Raw genomic sequence first — 20,464 nt, forward strand, 5'->3', positions numbered from 1 at the left:
TCGTCGGGGGACGGGAACTCAGGGGAAGTTGCCGGGGTCAGGCGGTGTCGAAGACGGTGTGGCGGGCATCGGCGAGCGCCGTCTGCAGCGCGCCGATGAGAATCGGATCCCCCTCGATGGCGCTGATCCGCAAGCGCGGCCGGGGTAGCGCGAGCCCGGTCATCTCGGCCTCGACCAGCTCGCGCAGCCGCTCCCCGCCGGCCTGGGCGACCTGCCCGGAGAGCACCACCAGCTCCGGGTCGACCACCGCCACGACCGAGGCGAGCCCGGTGGCCAGACGGCGGGCCAGCTCGGTGAGGACGGCGTCGCCCGCGCCGGGTGTGCGCAGCGCGGCGGCGAGCGCCTTGGTGGCGGTGGGCGCCTCGATACCGTGCTCCCGGGCCAGTTCGACCACGGCGGGGGAGCCGACCAGCTTCTGGAAGCCCCCGCCCGCGTCCGGCCGGGCGGCGCTGTCGTCCCCGCCGCGCGCGAGCGGAGCCCCCGGCAGCGGCATATAGCCGATCTCCCCGGCGCCGCCGGTCGCCCCGCGCAGCAGGGTGCCGCCGAGCACGATGGCCGCGCCGACGCCCTCGTCGGCCCAGACCAGCGCGAAGTCGTCGAAGTCCTGCGCGGTGCCGTGGTGCTGCTCGGCGACGGCCGCGAGGTTGACATCGTTCTCGATGACCAGGGGCGTGCCCAGCACCTCGGCCAGCTCGTCCCGCATGGTGCGGGACTGCCAGCCCGGCAGGTGGGGTGCGTAGCGCAGCACCCCGGTGTGCGGGTCGAGCGCGCCGGGGGTGCCGATCACCGTCTGCCGCAGCTCGCCCCGGGTGAGCCCGGCGGCGGCCAGCGCGCCGTCCACGGCCTCGGCGACGAGCTCGCCGGTACGGTTGCGCACCGACTCGGCGGTCGCCTCGGCGTTCACCCGGTGCTCGCCGAGGATCCGGCCGGTGATGTCGGCGACGGCGGCGGTGATGCCCTCCTGGTCGACGGCGAGCGCCGCGACATGGGCGGCGGCCGGGTTGATCTCGTACAGCTGGGCATTGGGCCCGGGGCGGCCGGTGACGTTCCCGGTCGTCCGGACCAGTCCTGCGGCCTCCAGACGGGTCAGTAGCTGGGAGGCGGTGGGCTTGGAGAGCCCGGTCAGCTCGCCGAGCCGGGTCCTGGTCAGCGGCCCGTGCGCGACCAGCAGTTCGAGCGCGGCCCGGTCGTTCATGGCGCGCAGCACGCGCGGCGTCCCCGGAGTGCCTGATGCCGCCATGGTGGGTGCCCCCGTATCGCTTGAACGTCTCTGTTAAGAAACTTTCCTATTGATGAACAGCAAGGTAAGGGGCGGGGCGGCGAGGCGTCAATGGGTGCGGCCGGGTGAGTGGGCGCGCGGCGGCGGGCCGGCGGGCGTGGCCGGGGCGGCCAGGCTGGCGAGGGCCGGAGTAGGCCGGGGTGGGCCGGGGCCGGAGGCGAGGGTTCCTCCAGCGGCGGTCGAGCGACGCCTGCCACCGTCGCGGGCAATCGAGAGAACGGGGAGCGCGTAACCGGTTCGCCCGCCTGAGGGCGGGGGCTTTCAGCCGACCCGGCTGAGGCCCGTGTGTTACCAGCACCAGCCAACACCCATGGAGGAGGTGACCGAAGTTGGCTACGTTCCGCGCACGACAGAAGACCCACCAGGCTGTGCCTCCTCAGCAGCTTGCTCTGGAATTCGAGTCAGCAGACAACCCCGGGAACAGGGACGAAACGGGACTCGAACACCGCGCTGCGGTACCGGGCGCGGAACATGTGCGAGAGGAGACCCGCAACGCTTCGCCTAGCGATGCGGGCGTCACCCCCAACCACCTGGTTGGGGAGGAGCCGCGTGAGCGGCACTCGTTCGTGTTCGTGCTCGACAGGCACGGCACGCCGTTGCAGCCCTGCACTGCGGCCCGTGCCCGCAAGCTGCTCAAGAAGGGACGTGCGGTTGTCCACCGTCACACCCCATTCGTCATCCGACTCAAGGACCGCACCGTGGCCCAGTCCGAGATAGACGGGGTAGAGATTGGTGTCGACCCGGGCAGCAAGCACACCGGTCTCGCGGTGTTCACCGCCCGCGCGGGGGAGCGCCGGGCCCGGTACAGCGTGCAGCTCGACCACCGGGGCGCGACGATCCGCAAGAAGCTGGAGCAGCGCGCCGCCTACCGGCGCGGACGCCGTACGCGGAACCTGCGTTACCGCGCGCCGAGGTTCCTCAACCGTGCCCGGAGCGAGGGCCGGCTCCCGCCGTCGCTCCAACACCGGGTGGACACCACTTTGTCGTGGGCGACCCGCCTGGCCCGCTGGGCGCCGGTGAGAGCCGTGCATGTGGAGCGGGTCGCATTCGACACTCACGCACTCGCGGCCGGTCGCCCGTTGGAAGGCGCCGAGTACCAGCGGGGCACCCTGTACGGATACGAAGTCCGTGAATACCTGCTCGCCAAATGGAATCGGACGTGCGCCTACTGCGGTGCGACCGGGGTGCCGCTGAACATCGACCACATCCACCCCCGCTCACGCGGCGGCTCCGACCGGATCTCGAACCTGGCCCTGGCCTGCCTGCCCTGCAACGAAACCAAGTCGAACCGGCCTGTGGAGGAGTTCCTGGCCCCAAAGCCGAAGCTCCTGGCCCGCATCAAGGCGCAGGCCAAGGCGCCGTTGCGGGACGCGGCAGCCGTGCAGTCCACCCGCTCGGCCCTGTGGCGCGTCCTGAATGTCCGCTGGCCCACGCTCACCGCCTCCGGGGGCCGCACCAAGTGGAACCGCATCCGTTGCGGCCTGGCCAAGACCCACACTCTCGACGCTCTCGCCGTAGGCAAGCTCGACACGATCACCGAAACCGTCACCACGGTCCTGCTCGCAGGATGCACCGGGCGCGGTACCCATACCCGCACCCGCACTGAAAAGCACGGTTTCCCCCGTCTGCGCATGCCCCGCCGCAAGCAGTTCTTCGGCTTCACCACCGGCGACCTCGTACGCGCCCACGTACCCACCGGCAAGAAGGCTGGGACACATACCGGACGTGTCGCCGTCCGCGCCACCGGCAGCTTCAACATCACCACCCGCTACGGCATAGTCCAAGGCATTCGACACAACCACGTCCGCCTCCTCCAACGAGCAGACGGATACGCCTACACCACCGCTCCCGAGCATTCCACAGCGATGCCCCGACGCACCGTGCCGGAGAACCGAGCGACGCGTCCCCTCCGCCGGCCGAAGCCGGGGATACCCGATGCAAGGAGTTCTCGATGAAAACAACCTCACGAGGGCCGCTCGCGGTGCTCATCGCCGTGCTGCTCGCGGTCGCCGCCGGGGCCGGCGGTGCGCGGGCCGCGTCGGGCAGCCCGGGCGGGTCGAACGGCGCGGGCGCGGCGTCGGCGGCGCTGACGCAGACCGGGGGCGGCCCGGACGCCGCCCGGGCCGACGCTGCCGAAGCGGTACGGGCCTACTGGACGCCGGAGCGGATGCGGCACGCCGCATACCAGCGCGGCGGCCTGTCCCGGGGCGCCATGGAGCACGCCCAGCGGCAGGTCGCGGCTCCCGCCACCGAGCCCACCGCCGAGCCCGGCTCCGTACCCCCGGCCGCGGCGAGCAGCCAGGGGGCGCTCACCGCGGCCGCCGAGATTCCGACCCGCGTCGGGCGGATCCTGTACGTCGATCCGTTCGACGGCAAGGACAAGGCCTGCGACGGCAACGCGCTGAACAGCGGCTCGCGTCGGCTGGTGGTCACCTCCGGCAGCTGTGTGTACAGCAGGGCGGCGCACGCGTGGATGAACAACTGGGTGTTCATTCCCGGCTACTTCAGGGGGAGCGCGCCCTACGGCAAGTTCGTCGGCGACTGGGGATACACGTTCAACGCGTGGATCGACGACGGCAATATGAACTACGACTTCGGGCTGGCGACCACCCACCCCAACGAGTCCGGCCAACGGCTCGTCGACAGGGTCGGCGGCGACGGCTTCGCCTGGAACCAGCCCAAGGACCTGTTCATGGGCGCCAACGGATACTCCGTCAACGGGCAGATCCCCTCCGGGTGCGGCGGCTACACCCGCGCCGCCTCCTTCGGGGGCATCGAGATGCCCTGCGCCCCGTCGGACGGCGGGCTCTCCCGGGGCGGCCGCTGGCTGATGAACGTCGAACCCGGTACCACGCTCGGCTACGTCAACGGCGTGACGAGTATCCACCAGCCCAGTGGCTGGCTCCAGAGCCCCTACGTCAACACCGAGTTCAGGGACTTCTACTACCGGGTCGCCGACAGCTGACTCACAGCTGACTCACAGCTGACGTCATCCACAGCGGAATTGAGGAACCATCATGCGCGCTCTGAAGACACTCGCCGTCCGCGCCGCGCTCGCGGTGGGCACGGCCCTCGCGGTCTCCACCACCCTCCTCGTCCCCGCCACCCAGGCCGCGGCGGCGCCCGCGGCCGCCGCGCGGGTGGCCGCCGGGCCCACGCTGATCAGCTACGACATCCAGTCCAAGACCCTGACCGGCAGCGGCTTCCTGCCCAGTCACCGGGTGTGGGTCAGGACCGCCGTCTCGGGTTCGGTGCCGACCTGCGGCACCGTCACCCTCTCCGACCTCCGCACCAGCCCGACGCTGCTCCAGACCACCTCCGACCCCTCCGGGAGCATCTCCGTCCCGGTGGACCCCAAGGCCACACTGCCGCCGCTGCTGGTCTGCCCCAACCCGATCGTCTATCTCTACGGGGCGTATCCGGGCGAGCGCGTCCACTTCAGCGCCCACGACGAGCGCTATGAGAACGGCCAACTGGTCTGGAGCAACACCCTGACCGTCACGGCGTGAGACCACCCACAGCCTGAGACCCACAGCCTGAGACCCCGCACGCACAGCCGCGCGACCACCGTGGCTGTGCGTGCCGCTGTTTCCCGGCTGCTTCTCGGCTACTTCGCGGCTATTTCTGGATGGGCGGGGCGGCCGGCGGGGTGGCCGGCGGCGGGATCGGGGTGGTGGCCAGGGACTGCGGGGAGTCCGGGTTGGACAAGGCCGAGGGCGGCGCGACGGTCGTCGTCGCCGAATTGGCGGCATCCTCGGGCTGTAGGTCCGGGTCCAGCGGGCGGCCGACGATGCTGATCCCCGCCTCGTCCAGCGCCTTCTTGATCCGCCACCGCAGCTCGCGCTCGACGCCGAGCGCCTTGCCCGGCATGGTCCGCACCGACACCTTCACGACCATGGAGTCCAGGTAGACCGCGTCCAGCCCGAGCACCTCGATCGGCTCCCACAGCCGCTCGTTCCAGGGTTCTTCCTTGGCCATGTCCACGCCGACCTGCGTGATCAGCGCACGGACCTCGTCCAGGTCCTCGTCCGCGCGGATCTGGACCTCCACGCCGGCCGTGGCCCAGCCCTGGCTGAGGTTGCCGATCCGCTTGACCTCGCCGTTGCGCACGTACCAGATCTCGCCGTTGTCGCCGCGCAGCTTGGTGACGCGCAGCCCGACCTCGATCACCTCGCCGGAGGCCACCCCGGCGTCGATCGAGTCGCCGACCCCGTACTGGTCCTCCAGGATCATGAACACGCCGGACAGAAAGTCGGTGACCAGGTTGCGGGCGCCGAAACCGATGGCCACACCCGCGACACCGGCGCTGGCCAGCAGCGGCGCCAGGTTGATCTGCAGCGTCGACAGGATCATCAGCGCCGCCGTGCCCATGATCGCGAACGAGGCGACGGAGCGCAGCACCGAGCCGATCGCCGCGGACCGCTGGCGCCGCCGCTCGGCGTTGACCAGCAGGCCGGCCAGCGCGGTGCCGTCCACGGCCTGGGCGGTGCGGTTCATGCGCTCTATCAGCTTGGTGATCCCGCGCCGCACCACGGTCCGCAGCACAAACGCGATCACCAGGACCAGGGCGATGCGCAGCCCGATGCTGAGCCAGGTGGACCAGTTCTCCTCCACCCAGCCCGCGGCGTTGGTGGCGCTTTCCTGCGCGTCCTTCAGCGTGGTGGGGGTGCTGGGATCGGTGGGAGTAGGCGTGGCGTCTGCGGCCGGAGCAGCGGACCAGAACACAGCGAAACCCTTCATGTGCGACATGCCCGCACGGAGGACCGCGCGGGCAACCCCTCACACAGTAGCCGGGCCCTGGAATGTGCCGTTCCTGTGTTCGAGAGCGCGTGAGGGCGCCGAGGGGGCGTACAAGAGCGGGGTGAGGGCGTCAGCCCGGCGGTTTCCGCCGCGGGCCCGGGCGGCCCGTGATTCTCGCCACTCCCATGAGTGTCCGCGGGCCCGGACAACCGCCAGAATCCGCTCTTCCGGCGGTATGCGCGCGGTACGCGGAAATGCCTCTCAACCGTTAACCCGGTGATGGTGGCGTTCCGGCCAGGGTTCAGGGGAAACTAGGGGAGATCGTCCCGGCGCGAGCCACGCGCCGCCGGCGTACAAGGAGGCACCCGTGCCGCACGTCCTGGTCCTCAACGCGTCGTACGAGCCGCTCGGCGTCGTACCGCTCCGCCGCGCGCTCGTACTCGTCCTCAACGACAAGGCCGTCAGCCTTGAGGACTCAGGCGCCCTGATGCACAGCGCGACCCGTGTCATACCCGCACCCAGCGTGGTCCGCTTGAAGCGATTTGTCCGGATGCCCTACCGGGGCCCCGTCCCACTCACCCGCCGCGCGCTGTTCGCCCGCGACGGCGGGCGATGTGCGTACTGCGGAGGCGTGGCGACCAGCGTCGACCACGTCATCCCCCGCAGCCGCGGCGGCCAGCACACATGGGAGAACGTGGTCGCCGCGTGTCGTCGCTGCAACCATGTCAAAGCCGACCGCCATGTCGCGGAGATCGGCTGGCGGCTGCGCCATCAGCCGGCGCCACCGGCGGGCCTCGCCTGGCGGATCATCGGCACAGGCCATAGGGACCCGCGCTGGCTGCCATACCTGCAGCCGTACGGCGCGGAGGACGCCATGGCCCGGATCGACGGCAAATCTGCCTGAGACCGGGCCATTGTCATGTCTGCGTATCTGCCTCGGCGCGGTCCGCGCGGCGGACTGTGGACAGTGGCCCCCGGCGGAGCGGGGGCCACGCGCGGTTCCGCCTCGTAGGGCCAAGCGTCGTCGCAGAGGTCCGCGGCGGCCTGTGTCGGCCCAAGTCAGTCCGTTGTCACCGCGTACGCCGCCACCGACCACAGGGAGTAGCCGAAGCGGGTGGCGCGCTCGGCGCCCTGGATGCGGATGAAGCGGGTGCCGGGGGCATCCATCCGGACGGTCTCGTTCCCGCCCCGGCCGTCCGAGACGGTCGCCGCCGTGCGCCAGGTGCGGCCGTCGGCCGAGACCTGGACGCGGTAGCGGGAGGCGTACGCGTCCTGCCAGCGCAGGTCGAGCCGGCCGACCCGGGCCGGGTGGGCGAGTTCCAGCTGTAGCCAGGCGCCGTCGTCGGCGGGGGAGGACCAGCGGGTGGCGGGGTCGCCGTCGATCGCGGCCGAGGCCGGGAAGTCGGCGGTCTCATCGGCGGACGACGTCGCCTTCGCGCCGTCCGCGCGGGCCAGGTCCGGGCCGCCGGTGGGCGGGAAGGCCCGTACGGTCAGCACGCTCTCCTGCGAGCCGAAGCGCACCGGGACGGTGAAGGTCCCCGCCTTGGTCCTGTCCGGGACCGAAACCTCGATCCGGGCGGTCGCGGTGGACCCGCGCGGGGCGGTCACCGCCTTGTCGGCCTTGACACGGACGCCGCGCGGCGCGTGGACGGTGAGCTTGCCGTGGATGTCCTCGGGGCGGCGGGCGGTGACGCGCGCCTCGACGACGGCGCGGCCGCCGGTCTCCGCGTCGACCACGTCCCGGGACAGCCGCAGCTCGGCGGCCGGGGTGTCGGCGAACCAAGGGGTGATCTCGTGCACGGCGGGCGGTGTCGCGCCCGCCTCCCAGGCCAGCCGTACCGCGTCGGCCCGTACGCCACGGCCCGCGAGCTGGGTCCAGCCGCTGCCGGAGACCGCGCCGAGCCGCCGCCAGCCCTCGCCCGGGACATGGGCCCAGACGGTGCCGGGCGAGGCGGCCGCGCGGCCGGTGAGGGTGGAGACGGCGGTGAGCGGGCGGGCGCGGTCGAAGCGCACCGTGACCGGGCCGGTGGGGGACAGCGAGGTCGCCGCGTCGCCGTCGGCGGCGGCGCGCTGGGCCTTGGAGGTGTGCAGCGACTTCGGGTCCGCGCCGTCCAGGCCCGACCAGGCGTCGGCCCGGGCGAGGGCCTCCTTCAGGAAGGGGCCCAGGACGCCCTTGCCCACCGTCGCCCGGCTCTCCGCGATCTTCTCGCGCAGCTCCTGCACCGCGGTCCGGGCCGACCAGCTCGCCGCTCCGTCGCCGCGCGCCTGGGCGGTGAGCATGTCCACGGCCCGCACCCCGGCGTCGCCGTAGCGCCCCAATTGGTCGAGCCAGGGGCCCAGCTCGCCGCCCAGGGCCGCGTCGAGCCGGTCGGGGGCGTCCCGCATCGTGGTGAAGGCCGAGCGCAGCCGGTCCGCCGCCCGGTCGAGCCGCTGCCCCTCGCCCCCGGACAGCGCCGTCCAGAACGCCTCGATCAGCGGGCGCAGATACGCGGACTCCTCGCCGCCGAGGACCGAGGACGCGTCGTTTCCGGCGAGCGCGCGCAGGGCCGCGCGAGTGCGGGGGTCGGGCCCGGCCAGGTCGTCGACGGCCGCCCGCCAGGACTCGTTGGGGCGGTAGCCGCGCGGGTTCCAGGCGAAGTCGGCGGCGGTGAACAGCGCGATACGGGAGGCGGCCGGCTGCTCCATGGCGTTGGCGAGCAGACCCGCGGACTGGGTGGCGACGGCCGGGGCGCGCCCGGTGTACGGGCCGAGGAAGACCCGGTCCTGGGCGTAGTCGTTGACCGGGTAGTTGTCCATGGTGACCAGGGCGTGGCCGAACGCGGCGCGGGCCCCGGCCAGTTCGCTCCCGGTGATGGTCTTGGGCACCACCCCGACGCCGGTCCAGGCGATCTCCACGCCGGGGTCGACCCGGTCGGCCAGCGCGCGCCGGAAGTCGGTGTCGCCGTCCTGGTAGTACTCGGTCGGCATCAAGGAGAGCGGAACGGCGTCCGGGTGGCGCGCGGCCAGGTGCCCGGCGACCGCGTTGGCGACCTCGGCCTGCGCCTTCGCCGCCGCCTCGGGGCCCGAGCCGAAGGTGTCGGCGTCCGCGTCGCAGTGCCACTCGCTGTAGCTCACGTCCTGGAACTGGAGTTGGAAGGCGCGCACCCCGAGCGCCCACATGGCGTCCACCTTGCGCAGCAGCGCCTTGCGGTCGCCGGCGGAGGAGAAACACAGCTCCTGGCCGGGGGAGACCGCCCAGCCGAGGGTGACGTGGTTGCGGCGGGCTTGGCCGGCCAGCTCCCGGAACTCCTCGCGCCGCTCGGCGGGGTACGGGTCGCGCCAGCGGGCCTGGCGGTAGGGGTCGTCGCCGGGCGCGTAGAGGTAGCGGTTCTGCTTCGTACGGCCCATGAAGTCGAGCTGGGCGAGCCGGTCCCGGTGGGACCAGGGCTCGCCGTAGAAGCCCTCCGTGGTGCCGCGCACCACGGCCGCGGGCCAGTCGCGGACGACGACCCCCGGGAAGCCGCCGGAGCCCGTCCCGGTGCCGCCCGCGGGCCGGATCAGGAGTTGGCGCAGCGTCTGGACGGCGTGGAAGAGGCCGTCCGGGCCGACGCCGGACAGCGCGACCGTCGGCGCCCCGGCCGCCTGGCCGGCCGCCAGGCGGTAGCCGCCGGAGGGCAGGTCACCGCGCTCGGGCGCGCCCAGGGCGCGCAGCGCGCTCTGCGCGCCCCGCCCGCCGACGCGCACCACCAGCCCGTCCGCCAGTGGCATCCCCTTGGGAGTGGGCTCGGTGGCCTCGTTGACGACGCGCGCCCCGGCGTCGTGCAGCAGGGCGCGCAGCGCGTCCAGCGCGTACGGGTCGGAGTCGGCGTCGGCTATGAGCGTGACCTCCTGGCCCACGCTCACGTCGGATCCCTGGGCGCGCAGCGACTGCGGGCGCGGCCATACGGGCGGCACGCCGCCGTCGCTCTCGCGGTCCGTCGTCGAGGTGCCGGGGGTGCCGCGCTCCCCTGGTGCGGCGGCCGCGCCCGGCGCGCCGCCCAGCAGTCCGCCGATGACGGCGGCGGCCATGGCCGTGGCTCCGGCCGCCCTCGATGTTCGTCCTCGACTTCCCCGCAACTGCACGGGCTTCTCCTCGATACGGACTGGTGGTTCGCCTAGGTGTAGCCCTGATAGGCGCCGAGCCCACCATCGCCCGCCTGAGAGTGTCAACGGCGGTGACCGAAGTGCCGGTAATGCCATGGTGTGTGGTGTGACGAGATGAGCACTGCGGTGGGGGCGTCCCGGGGGCGGCCGGGGCATGAGCCGTGACCGAAAGTCTGACGCCAGAATGTCGGGTCGGTCAGTAAGCTATGTGCCTCGGGCCCCTTACGGCCGTCAAATCATCTGTGTCAGGGGAATGTGACCTGAGGCACGTCAGGGGGCCGGTTACGTCTGCGACCGCCTCGAGTGGGTAGGCCTGCCCCTGTCCCACTGCCGACACCCCACGGAGGCCCGTGTGGCCGCGTCAGCTCAGCTTCTGCTCTCCGCTCTCTCCAAACCTGTGACCGAGCCTGTGACCGAAACCGCATCCGGACCGGGGGAGCCCGACCCGTTCGCCGGGGTCTCCCACCCCGACTGCGGCCTGTGCGGCCTGGAGGGATCCGGCTCCGGTCTGCACACGGAGGCGCCGCTCACCAGTGAGCCCGCGCCCGCCGACATCGCCCCCTTGACCAGCGAGCCCCCGCTCGCCGCCGAACCGCCGCTGACGAGTGAGCCGACCACCGCCGGGTTCGGCGCCGGGGCGGGCATGGGGCCGATGGAGTTCTGAATGGAGTCCTGATGGGCAGAGCGCTCCTCGCCGAGCTGCACGGCGTCGCCACCTCCTACGAGCCCGCCCCCGGCCGCACCGTGCGCGTGCCCGACGACACCGTCGTCGCCGTGCTCGCCGCGCTCGGCGTGGATGCCTCGACCCCCCACTCCGTACAGGCCGCCCTGGAGCGGCACGAGCGCGAGGAGAGCGCCCGGCTGCTGCCGCCCTGCGTGGTGGTGCGCCCCGGCCGGCCGCCACGGCTGCGGCTGCCCGAAGGCACCGCGCTGCGGGTGGAGACCGAGGACGGGGCGGCGCGCGACTGGCGGCCCGGAGCCGACGGCCCGGCGGCCTCCGCGCTCCCCCTGGGCCGTCACACCGTGCACGCCCATGCCCCCGACGGCGGCTCGGCCACCGCCACCCTGATCGTCACCCCCGACCGGATGCCGGTCCCCCCGGCGCGCAGCCACGGCTTCCTCGTGCAGCTGTATTCGCTGCTGTCCGCGCGCTCCTGGGGGATGGGCGACCTCGGCGACCTGGCCGACCTCGCCGCCTGGTCGGGCCGGGCGCTGGGCGCCGGGTTCGTCCAGCTCAACCCGCTGCACGCGGCCGTGCCCGGCACGCCCGCCGAGCCCACCGACCCCTCGCCGTACCGCCCCTCCTCGCGCCGCTTCCCCGACCCGGTCCATCTGCGGGTCGAGGCCGTGCCCGAGTACGTCCAGCTGCGCGGCCCCGCGCGCGAGCGCGTCGACCAGCTGCTGGAGCAGGCCGCCGCGCTGCGCACCGCGGTGCTCCACGAGGGCGCGCTGATCGACCGGGACGCGGTGTGGACGCTCAAGCGGGAGGCCCTGGAGCTGGTGCGGACCGTGCCGCTCAGCCCCGGCCGCCGGGCCGCCTACTGCGACTTCCTGGCCGAGCGCGGCCAGGCCCTCGAGGACCACGCGATCTGGAGCGCGCTCGCCGAGATCCACGGCCCCGCCTGGCGCGTCTGGCCAAACGGCCTGGCCGACGCCCGGTCCGCCGCGGTCGCCCGAGCCCGGGGCGAGCACCTGGACCGGGCCGACTTCCACTGCTGGCTCGCCTGGCTGACGGACGGGCAGCTGGCCGCCGCCCAGCGCGCCGCGCTCGACGCCGGGATGGCCATCGGCCTGGTGCACGACCTGGCGGTCGGGGTGCACCCGTCGGGCGCCGACGCCTGGGCGCTTCGGGACGTCTTCGCGTCCGGGATGTCGATCGGCGCGCCGCCGGACGCGTTCAACTCCCGGGGGCAGGACTGGGGGCTGCCGCCGTGGCGGCCGGACGCCCTGGCCGCCACGGGGTACGCCGTCTACCGCGACCTGCTGCGCGGGCTGCTGCGGCATGCGGGCGCGCTGCGCATCGACCATGTGATGGGTCTGTTCCGGCTGTGGTGGGTGCCGGAGGGACGGGAGCCGACCGAGGGCTGTTACGTCCGCTACGACGCGGAGGCCATGCTCGGCGTGCTCGCGCTGGAGGCGCACCGCGCGGGGGCGGCGGTCATCGGCGAGGACCTGGGCACGGTCGAGCCGGGGGTGCGGGAGGCGCTGGCCGGGCGGGGGGTGCTGGGCACGTCGGTGCTGTGGTTCGAGCGGAACTACAACAACGAAGGCGACGGGGACGGCCAGGGCAGCAGGAACGGCGAGGACAGCGGGGACAGTGAGGGCAGCGGGGGCGACGTGAGCGAGCGGCCCGGGGGCGCCTCGCCCGCCCGCGCCCGTCCGCTGGCGCCTGAGGAGTGGCGCGCCGACTGCCTGGCCACCGTCACCACCCACGACCTGCCGAGCACCGCCGCCCGGCTCACCGGCGGCCATGTCGAGCTGCGGCACCGGCTCGGCCTGCTCACCCGCCCGCTCGCGCATGAGCGGGCCGAGGACGCGGTGGAGGTCCGGGAGTGGCTGGTGCTGCTGGGGCGGCTGGGGCTGTTGCCGGAGGGGCCGGGCGACGAGGAGGGTGCGGTCAAGGCGGTCCACCGCTTTCTGCTGAGTACCCCGGCGAAGCTGGTCGGCGTGTGGCTGCCGGACACGGTGGGGGACCGGCGCCCGCAGAACCTCCCCGGGACGTGGGACCAGTACCCGAACTGGCGGCTGCCCATCGCGGACGCGACCGGCCGCCCCGTGTCGCTGGAGGATTTGGTGGCCTCCCCCCGGCTGCACGCCCTGATGGGCGAGGTGGCGCGGGGGGCGCGGCGCGGGGGCGTGGTCGGGGGCCGGGGCAAGCCCACCCCGGGCACGCGGGGCGCGAGGGCGTCCGATACCGTGAGTCCGTGAGCAACAAGGTCAAAAAGAACGCCGTTCGCGCCGGTGCCGTCATCGCCGCGACGACGGCGATGCTGATGGTGTCGTCCCCCGCGTTCGCGTTCCGCGACGACGGTGACGACCCGGGTCCGGGCCTGAGCGTCGCCGAGACGCTGGGCCTCTACGTCGTCGCTCCCCTCGTGCTTTTCGGCGTGATCGCCGGTCTGGTGATGCTCGGCGACAAGACGCGCAAGCGCAGCGACTGACACCAGCTGACACGAGCTGATACAGCTGAGCGATACGAACTGACACAGAGGACGCCGTGACGAGGGCGCCCCCGGCTGGATGCCGGCGGGCGCCCTCGCCGCGTTTCCCGACGTTTTCCCGCGAGTTTTTTCCGGTGCGTACCGGGCCGTTTATTCGCGCTTTAACCTACGGTGTCGTAACCTACGGAGCCGTAAGTCAAACCTACGGCGCCGTAGGTTTCGCATCGCACGACGTCCCCCCAGGAGCCCACTGTGACCCTCGCCCCGACCCACCGTCACGGTCAGGCCGTATGGAGCGACAGCCGTCTGCTGTACGCGCTCGAAGAGGTCGTCGAGGTGGAGCTCAACCGGCATCTGAAGGCCGCCAAGGAGTGGATGCCGCACGAGTACGTGCCGTGGAGCGACGGCCGCAACTTCGACGGCGTGATGGGCGGCGAGGCGTGGGCGCCCGAGCAGTCCAAGGTCACCGACGTGGGCCGGATCGCCCTCGTGGTCAATCTGCTCACCGAGGACAACCTGCCCAGCTACCACCACGAGATCGCCTCGCTCTTCGGCCGCGACGGCGCGTGGGGCACCTGGGTGCACCGGTGGACGGCGGAGGAGGGCCGGCACGGCATCGTCATGCGTGACTACCTGCTGACCAGCCGCGCGGTCGACCCGGTCGAGCTGGAGCGGTTCCGGATGGCGCACATGTCCGAGGGGTTCCAGTCCGACAACAGCCACAGCATGCTGCACTCCATCGCGTACGTGGCCTTCCAGGAGCTCGCCACCCGTATATCGCACCGCAACACCGGCCACCACTCCGGCGACCCGGTCTGCGACCGGATGCTGGCCCGTATCGCCACCGACGAGAACCTGCACATGGTCTTCTACCGGAATCTGCTGGGGAAGGCGTTTGAGCTGGCGCCCGACCAGACCATGTGCGCCGTCCGCGATGTGGTAGTCGGTTTCCGTATGCCGGGACACGGCATGCCCGGGTTCGAGCGGGCCGCCGCGCTGATGGCCATCGGCGGCATCTACAACCTGCGCATCCACCACGACGACGTACTGCAGCCCGTGCTGCGCTTCCTCAAGGTGCTGGAGATCTCCGGGCTCACGGGCGAGGGGCTCAAGGCGCAGGAGGAGCTGGGGCTGTACATGGGGGGCCTGGACGCCCAGGCCACCAAGTTCGACGAGCGGCGCGAGGCAAGGCTCGCCCGCCGCGCGGCCCGCGCCGAGCGCGTCTGAGGCGCGGGACCAGACGCGAGGGCGCCCCGGACCGGCCCGGTCCGGGGCGCCGCCGTACGTGCCGTCAGCCCGCCGCGGCCGCGTCCGCCGCCTGGGCCTTCAGCGCGCGGTCGACGCCCGCGCGGCACTCGGTGACCAGGCGGCGCAGCGCCGCGCTGGGCTCGGCGGAGGCCAGCCAGGTGTCGGTCGCGTCCAGCGTGGCCTGCGAGACCTGCACGGTCGGGTAGAGGCCGACCGCGATCTGCTGCGCCATCTCGTGGCTGCGGCTGTCCCAGGCGCCCTTGACCGCGGCGAAGTACTTCTCGGTGTACGGCGCCAGCAGCTCGCGCTGGTCGGTCTGGACGAAGCCGCGGATCACCGCCTCCTGCACCGCGTTCGGCAGCTTGTCGCCCTCCACGACCGACGCCCACGCCTCGGCCTTCGCCTCCGGCGTCGGCCGCGCGGCGCGCGCGGTGGCCGCGTGGCGCTCGCCCGCCGAGGTGCGGTCCCGCTCCAGCTCCGCGGCGATCGAGGCCTCGTCTGCCCGGCCGGTCGCGGCGAGCCGCTCCAGGAACGCCCAGCGCAGCTCGGTGTCGACGGCCAGGCCCTCGAGGGTCTCGGCGCCCGCCAGCAGCCCCGACAGCAGGTCGAGCTGCTCGTCGGTGCGGGCGGTGTCGGCGAACGCCCGCGCCCAGGCCAGCTGGTGGTCGCTGCCGGGCGCGGCGGCCCGCAGGTGGTCCACGGTGGCCTCGGTCCACTTCGCCAGGCCCGTCTCGCGCCAGTCGGGGGCCGCGTACAGGTCGAGGGCCAGCTTGGCCTGGCGCTGCAGCGACTGGACGACGCCGATGTCCGACTCCTTGGCGATGCCGGACAGCACCAGGGAGAGGTAGTCGCGGGTGGCCAGCTCGCCGTCGCGGGTCATGTCCCAGGCCGAGGCCCAGGACAGGGCGCGCGGCAGGGAGGCCTCGAAGTCGCCCAGGTGCTCGGTGACCACGGCCAGCGAGTCGGGGTCCAGGCGCACCTTGGCGTACGACAGGTCGTCGTCGTTGAGCAGGATCACGGCCGGGCGCTTGCGGCCGGCCAGGGCGGACACGGGGGTCAGCTCGCCGTCCACGTCGACCTCGATCCGGTCGCTGCGCACCAGCTTGCCGGTGGCGTCGATGTCGTACAGGCCGATCGCGATGCGGTGCGGGCGCAGCAAGGGCTCGCCCTTGGCGCCGGGCGGCAGGGCCGGGGCTTCCTGCCGGACGGCGAAGGAGGTGATGGTGCCGGAGGCGTCGGTCTCGATCTCCGGGCGCAGGATGTTGATCCCCGCCGTCTCCAGCCACGCCTTCGACCAGGTCTTCAGGTCCCGGCCGCTGGTCTCCTCGAGCGCGCCGAGCAGGTCGGACAGCCGGGTGTTCTGGTAGGCGTGGCGCTTGAAGTACGCCTGCACGCCCTTGAAGAACTCCTCCTCGCCGACATAGGCGACCAGCTGCTTGAGGACGGAGGCGCCCTTCGCGTACGTGATGCCGTCGAAGTTGACCATGACGTCGTCCAGGTCGCGGATCTCGGCCATGATCGGGTGGGTGGACGGCAGCTGGTCCTGCCGGTAGGCCCAGGTCTTCATCGAGTTGGCGAAGGTGGTCCAGGCGTGCGGCCACCTGCTGCCCGGCGCGGACGCCTGGCAGGCGATGGAGGTGAAGGTGGCGAACGACTCGTTCAGCCACAGGTCGTTCCACCACTCCATGGTCACCAGGTCGCCGAACCACATGTGGGCCAGCTCGTGGAGGATGGTCTCGGCGCGCGTCTCATAGGCCGCGTCCGTGACCTTGGAGCGGAAGACGTACTGGTCGCGGATGGTGACCGCGCCCGCGTTCTCCATCGCGCCCGCGTTGAACTCCGGTACGAACAGCTGGTCGTACTTGGCGAAGGGGTAGGCGTAGTCGAACTTCTCCTGGAACCAGTCGAAGCCCTGCCGGGTCACCTCGAAGATCGCGTCCGAGTCCAGGAACTCGGCGAGCGAGGGACGGCAGTAGATGCCCAGCGGCACCGACCGCCCCTCGCCCTCCCAACTGCTGTGCACGCTGTGGTACGGCCCCACGATCAGCGCGGTGATGTACGTCGAGATGCGCGGCGTCGGCTCGAAGCGCCAGACGTTGTCCTTGGGCTCGGGCGTCGGCGAGTTGGAGATCACCGTCCAGCCCTCGGGCGCCGTCACGGTGAACTGGAACGTGGCCTTCAGGTCCGGCTGCTCGAAGCCCGCGAACACCCGGCGCGCGTCCGGCACCTCGAACTGCGTGTAGAGGTACGCCTGCTGGTCGACCGGGTCCACGAAGCGGTGCAGACCCTCACCGGTGTTGGTGTACGCGCAGTCCGCGACGACCCTCAGCTCGTTGCGCCCCTCCTGGAGGCCGCTCAGCGCGATCCGGGAGTCCGCGAAGACCTCGGCCGGGTCCAGCTCGTACCCGTTGAGCACCACCTGATGGACGGTGGGCGCGACCAGGTCGATGAAGGAGTCCGCGCCCGCCTCGGCCGCGTCGAAACGCACCGAGGTGACCGACCGGAAGGTGCCGCCCTCCTGAGCGCCGGAGAGATCGAGCTCGATCTCGTACGAGTCGACGCTGAGCAGCCGCGCCCGCCGCTGGGCCTCTTCGCGGGTCAGGTTCGTTCCAGGCACCTGGGCATCTCCTTCGAATACGACGTTTCGGCCATCCTTCCACGCAAGGCCGATCCGTCGCCCGCGATAATCGCCCGGCGCCGCGGGCGCCACTGTCAGGTGCCCGGAACGGCCATGCGCACCGGGTCGGGGGAGCGTCGGCTCAGCTGAGCTCGGCCGCCACCAGCTCCGCGATCTGGATTGCGTTGAGCGCCGCCCCCTTGCGGAGGTTGTCGTTGGACAGGAAGAGCGCGAGGCCGTTGTCGACCGTCTCGTCCACGCGGATGCGGCCCACATAGCTGGGGTCGTTGCCCGCCGCCTGCAGCGGGGTCGGGATCTCCGAGAGCTCGACGCCCGGGGCCTCGGCCAGCAGCTCGTACGCGCGCGCCACGCTCAGCGGATTGGCGAAGCGGGCGTTGACCTGCAGCGAGTGGCCGGTGAAGACGGGCACGCGGACGCAGGTGCCGGAGACCTTCAGCTCGGGGATCCCGAGGATCTTGCGGGACTCGTTGCGGAGCTTCTGCTCCTCGTCCGTCTCGAAGCGGCCGTCGTCGACGAGGTTGCCCGCGAACGGCAGCACGTTGAAGGCGATGGGGCGCTTGTAGACGGCCGGCTCGGGGAACTCCACAGCCGAGCCGTCGTGGGTCAGCGCGGTCGCGCGGTCCATGGCCTTGCGGACCTGGCCGTCCAGCTCTTCCACACCGGACAGGCCGGAGCCGGACACGGCCTGGTAGGTGGTCGCGACCAGGGCGGTGAGACCCGCCTCCTCGTGCAGCGGGCGCAGCACCGGCATGGCGGCCATGGTGGTGCAGTTCGGGTTGGCGATGATGCCCTTGGGGCGGTGCCCGACGGCGTCCGGGTTGACCTCGGAGACCACCAGCGGCACCTCGGGGTCCATCCGCCAGGCGGAGGAGTTGTCGATCACCACGGCGCCGGCCGCGGACACCTTGGGCGCCAGCGCCCGGGAGGTGGCCCCGCCCGCGGAGAACAGCGCGATGTCCAGCCGGGAGTAGTCGGCGGTGGCCGCGTCCTCGACGGAGATCTCGGTGTCCCGCCAGGGGAGCGTGCGCCCGGCGGAGCGGGCCGAGGCGAACAGGCGCAGCTCCTCGACCGGGAAGTCCCGCTCCGCGAGGATCTTCCGCATGACCCCGCCGACCTGGCCGGTGGCTCCGACGATTCCGATCCTCACGACGCGCTCCTTCATGATCTGTGCCTGGTGCTGGGTGCCTGGCGTGCCGTCCCATCATGCGGGTGGCCCCGGCGACCTTGTCCAATCCATTGTCCGCTGCCTGGGACGGGCCCGCGCCGGGCGTACGCCGCGCGCACACCGCGCCTGAAGTTCCCTCGGGGTTCCCAGCCCCGGTGAACTCCAAGTGAGCGGCGGAATTCCGGCGGCGGAGTGCGGGATGGCCGTTTGCTCTCGCCAAGATCCACGTGCGTATTTCGGCGGCGGGCGTTGCGGCATCGTTAACTCACAGGTCACCCCCGCTGCCAACGATCCGAAGTGACAGGGCAGCCCGCTGCCCGACCGCTTCCGCGTTCGCACTCGGGGAGATCCCGCATGTCCCGCATACGGTCCGCCGCCTCTGCCGTCACCGCCCTCGACCGCCGCACCCTCCTCGTCGCCGCCGCCTCCGCCACCGCCGCGACCGGCCTCGGGCTCGCCTTCGGGCCCGGCAGCGGTTCGGCGACCGCCTCCCAGCCGCCCCAGGTGCGCGCCGCCGGCCGCAGGGTCGTCACCGCCCCCGCGCTGCCCTCGAAGGCCGGCACGACGCTGGAGACCTTCTCCGCGCCGCGCGGCAGCGGCGCCTACCGCCGGCTCGGCGAGGGCCCGGCCTGGGCCCGTACCGTACGCACCGAGCTCGCCGGGGCCAAGGGTGGCCGGGAGGACCGGCGCACCACGCTCGCCTCCTTCGTGCAACTCACCGATCTGCACCTCACCGATGTGCAGCACCCGCTGCGCTATGAGTTCCTGCGCGCCGGGCGCCCGGGCGCCTGGCGGCCCCACGAGGCGCTGACCGTCGTCGGCGCGGCGTCCCTCGTCGAGCGGGTCAACGGTCTGCGCGGCGGGCCCGCCACCGGCTCCCCGCTCTCCTTCGTCATGACCACCGGCGACAACACGGACAACAACGCGCGGATCGAGCTGGACTGGTTCCTGGGCGTGATGAACGGCGGCCGGATCACCCCCAACACGGGCGACCCGCGCCGCTACGAGGGCGTGCAGAACAGCGGGCTCAAGGCGTTCTGGCACCCGGACAGCGCCCTGCGCGACGCCGACAAGCAGGCCGGCTTCCCGCGCGTCGACGGCTTCCTCGAGGCCGCGCTGCGCACCGTCAACAGCCCCGGGCTGCGGCTGCCGTGGTACTCGACCATCGGCAACCACGACGACCTGGCCGGCGGCGTCTACTCCTTCGGCGGGAACTACCTCGCGGACCTCGCCACCGGCAGCCGCAAGCTCCAGATCATCCCGGCCGCCGAGGCCGCGGAGCGCTTCAAGGACGAGCGCAAGGGCGGCGACCCCACGGGCAAGGTCATGAAGGAGCTGCTGCGCGCGCACGCGAAGGACATGCGCACCGTCACCCCCGACGAGCGCCGCGCGCCCTTCTCCCAGCGTGACTTCGTCGCCGCGCACCTGGACCCGGCCCACACCGGGCCCGGCCCGGTCGGCCACGGCTACACCAAGGCCAACCTCGACGAGGGCACCTGCTACTACTCGTTCCCGATATCCGACGGCGTCATCGGCATCAGCCTGGACACCACCGACCCGGGCGGCCACTACACCGGTTCGCTGGGCACCGCCCAGCTGCGCTGGCTGGAGCGGACCCTGAAGGCCCACAAGGACGACCGGATCCTGGTCTTCAGCCACCACTACAGCCGCAGCATGGACAACCTGAACCGCGACCCGGCCCGCCCGGGCGAGGCCCGGCACGGCGGCGACGAGATCGTGGCCCTCTTCAAGCGCCACCCCCAGGTGCTGGCGTGGATCAACGGCCACAGCCACAAGAACGAGATCACCCCGCGCGGCACCTTCTGGGAGATCACCACCGCCTCGCACGTGGACTTCCCCCAGCTGGCCCGGGTGATCGAGGTCGTGGACAACCACGACGGCACGCTGTCGCTGTTCACCACCCTCGTCGAGTCGGCCGCGCCGCGCCGCACGGACTACTCCGACCTGTCCCAGACCGGCCTCGCCGCGCTCTACCGCGAGCTGTCCTACAACGCTCCGGGGCGCAGCCAGGCCCTGGCGGGCGATGCGGGCGACCGCAACACCGAACTGGTGCTGCGCAAGCCGTGAGCCTGTGCCACGGTCGCGCCGCG

At 72.5% G+C, this 20,464-nt stretch carries 14 protein-coding genes; 9 read left to right on the forward strand and 5 right to left on the reverse strand.

Annotation, left to right across the window (positions count from 1 at the left end; genetic code table 11):
* Window positions 1–37: 37 nt before the first annotated feature.
* Window positions 38–1,240 (reverse strand): ROK family transcriptional regulator, encoded by a 1,203-nt coding sequence (locus ACWY4P_RS35290; RefSeq protein WP_456204604.1) that lies wholly within the window; start codon window positions 1,238–1,240, stop codon window positions 38–40.
* A gap of 611 nt (window positions 1,241–1,851) precedes the next feature.
* Between ACWY4P_RS35290 and iscB the strand changes: the two genes are divergently transcribed.
* The 3 genes from iscB to ACWY4P_RS35305 are packed head-to-tail and all read left to right on the forward strand — an operon-like array spanning window position 1,852 to window position 4,788.
* Window positions 1,852–3,234 carry an RNA-guided endonuclease IscB gene (iscB, locus tag ACWY4P_RS35295; protein WP_456204605.1) on the forward strand — a complete coding sequence of 461 codons (1,383 nt, stop codon included), beginning with the start codon at window positions 1,852–1,854 and terminating at the stop codon, window positions 3,232–3,234.
* On the forward strand, window positions 3,231–4,244 hold the full coding sequence (locus tag ACWY4P_RS35300) for a trypsin-like serine peptidase (protein WP_456204606.1): 1,014 nt from the start codon (window positions 3,231–3,233) through the stop codon (window positions 4,242–4,244). Before iscB ends, ACWY4P_RS35300 begins: the two co-directional genes overlap by 4 nt.
* 52 nt (window positions 4,245–4,296) lie before the next feature.
* The gene (locus ACWY4P_RS35305) at window positions 4,297–4,788 is read left to right on the forward strand and encodes a hypothetical protein (RefSeq protein WP_456204607.1); all 492 of its coding nucleotides are present in this window, start codon (window positions 4,297–4,299) and stop codon (window positions 4,786–4,788) included.
* A 109-nt stretch (window positions 4,789–4,897) separates the two neighbouring features.
* Here the strand turns inward: ACWY4P_RS35305 and ACWY4P_RS35310 are convergent, their stop codons facing one another.
* Window positions 4,898–6,004, reverse strand: coding sequence for a mechanosensitive ion channel family protein (locus tag ACWY4P_RS35310; RefSeq protein WP_456213166.1), 1,107 nt, complete (start codon window positions 6,002–6,004; stop codon window positions 4,898–4,900).
* A gap of 382 nt (window positions 6,005–6,386) precedes the next feature.
* Here ACWY4P_RS35310 and ACWY4P_RS35315 point away from each other — a divergent pair, with 382 nt between their 5' ends.
* On the forward strand, window positions 6,387–6,923 hold the full coding sequence (locus tag ACWY4P_RS35315; protein ID WP_456204608.1) for an HNH endonuclease: 537 nt from the start codon (window positions 6,387–6,389) through the stop codon (window positions 6,921–6,923).
* 155 nt (window positions 6,924–7,078) lie between these two features.
* Here the strand turns inward: ACWY4P_RS35315 and ACWY4P_RS35320 are convergent, their stop codons facing one another.
* Complete coding sequence (locus tag ACWY4P_RS35320) at window positions 7,079–10,066, reverse strand: beta-N-acetylglucosaminidase domain-containing protein (protein ID WP_456204609.1); 2,988 nt, start codon at window positions 10,064–10,066, stop codon at window positions 7,079–7,081.
* Between the two features lie 427 nt (window positions 10,067–10,493).
* Here ACWY4P_RS35320 and ACWY4P_RS35325 point away from each other — a divergent pair, with 427 nt between their 5' ends.
* The 4 genes from ACWY4P_RS35325 to ACWY4P_RS35340 all read left to right on the forward strand — a co-directional run bounded on the left by ACWY4P_RS35325 (window position 10,494) and on the right by ACWY4P_RS35340 (window position 14,529).
* Complete coding sequence (locus tag ACWY4P_RS35325) at window positions 10,494–10,805, forward strand: hypothetical protein (protein ID WP_456204610.1); 312 nt, start codon at window positions 10,494–10,496, stop codon at window positions 10,803–10,805.
* Between the two features lie 11 nt (window positions 10,806–10,816).
* Window positions 10,817–13,069: a 4-alpha-glucanotransferase gene (gene malQ, locus ACWY4P_RS35330; RefSeq protein ID WP_456204611.1), complete on the forward strand. Its 2,253-nt coding sequence runs from the start codon at window positions 10,817–10,819 to the stop codon at window positions 13,067–13,069.
* Window positions 13,066–13,302 carry a hypothetical protein gene (locus tag ACWY4P_RS35335; protein WP_456204612.1) on the forward strand — a complete coding sequence of 79 codons (237 nt, stop codon included), beginning with the start codon at window positions 13,066–13,068 and terminating at the stop codon, window positions 13,300–13,302. Before malQ ends, ACWY4P_RS35335 begins: the two co-directional genes overlap by 4 nt.
* 252 nt (window positions 13,303–13,554) lie before the next feature.
* The gene (locus ACWY4P_RS35340) at window positions 13,555–14,529 is read left to right on the forward strand and encodes an acyl-ACP desaturase (protein WP_456204613.1); all 975 of its coding nucleotides are present in this window, start codon (window positions 13,555–13,557) and stop codon (window positions 14,527–14,529) included.
* A 64-nt stretch (window positions 14,530–14,593) separates the two neighbouring features.
* Here the strand turns inward: ACWY4P_RS35340 and pepN are convergent, their stop codons facing one another.
* Together pepN and ACWY4P_RS35350 are read right to left on the reverse strand one after the other, a co-directional pair.
* Window positions 14,594–17,167 carry an aminopeptidase N gene (gene pepN / locus ACWY4P_RS35345; RefSeq protein ID WP_456204614.1) on the reverse strand — a complete coding sequence of 858 codons (2,574 nt, stop codon included), beginning with the start codon at window positions 17,165–17,167 and terminating at the stop codon, window positions 14,594–14,596.
* Between the two features lie 142 nt (window positions 17,168–17,309).
* The gene (locus tag ACWY4P_RS35350; protein WP_456204615.1) at window positions 17,310–18,335 is read right to left on the reverse strand and encodes an aspartate-semialdehyde dehydrogenase; all 1,026 of its coding nucleotides are present in this window, start codon (window positions 18,333–18,335) and stop codon (window positions 17,310–17,312) included.
* 372 nt (window positions 18,336–18,707) lie between these two features.
* On the opposite strand from ACWY4P_RS35350, the gene ACWY4P_RS35355 reads away from it, so the two are divergent.
* Complete coding sequence (locus ACWY4P_RS35355) at window positions 18,708–20,441, forward strand: TIGR03767 family metallophosphoesterase (RefSeq protein ID WP_456204616.1); 1,734 nt, start codon at window positions 18,708–18,710, stop codon at window positions 20,439–20,441.
* The last annotated feature ends 23 nt before the right edge of the window (window positions 20,442–20,464 follow it).

The sequence above is a fragment of the Streptomyces sp. LZ34 genome, assembly GCF_053890475.1.